Source organism: Yersinia pekkanenii (assembly GCF_001152565.1).
Classification (GTDB): Bacteria; Pseudomonadota; Gammaproteobacteria; order Enterobacterales; family Enterobacteriaceae; genus Yersinia; species Yersinia pekkanenii.
Map to the genome: position 1 here is coordinate 1 of NZ_CQAZ01000221.1, position 459 is coordinate 459.

The window sequence follows — 459 nt, forward strand, 5'->3', positions numbered from 1 at the left end:
AACCGTAGGGGAACCTGCGGTTGGATCACCTCCTTACCTAACGATACGCATTGCGCAGTGTCCACACAGATTGTCTGATGAATATAAATGAGCAAGAGCACCTGTTGATGAGGGTGATGATTGTGTAATAAGACCTCGGCATCGAGTTTTTACTGCGTCAGTCGTTCGAATGTGTCACCACATTCTCACCTTTACACAAAAATACTGAATCCGTGATTCAGTAGAAATTTTTGTGTCCCCATCGTCTAGAGGCCTAGGACACTGCCCTTTCACGGCTGTAACAGGGGTTCGAATCCCCTTGGGGACGCCATTCCGATAATGTGTGAAAGACATTATCAACTGAATATCTTAAAGATGACTTTAACGAGTCGTGTTTAAGATATTGCTCTTTAACAATCTGGAACAAGCTGAAAATTGAAACAATACAGCTGAAACTTATCTCTCCGTAGAATTACTGAG

At 42.9% G+C, this 459-nt stretch carries 1 tRNA gene; it reads left to right on the plus strand.

The window, feature by feature from the left end:
- Positions 1 to 234: 234 nt before the first annotated feature.
- Positions 235 to 310, plus strand: a tRNA-Glu gene (locus AEP37_RS24060).
- The last annotated feature ends 149 nt before the right edge of the window (positions 311 to 459 follow it).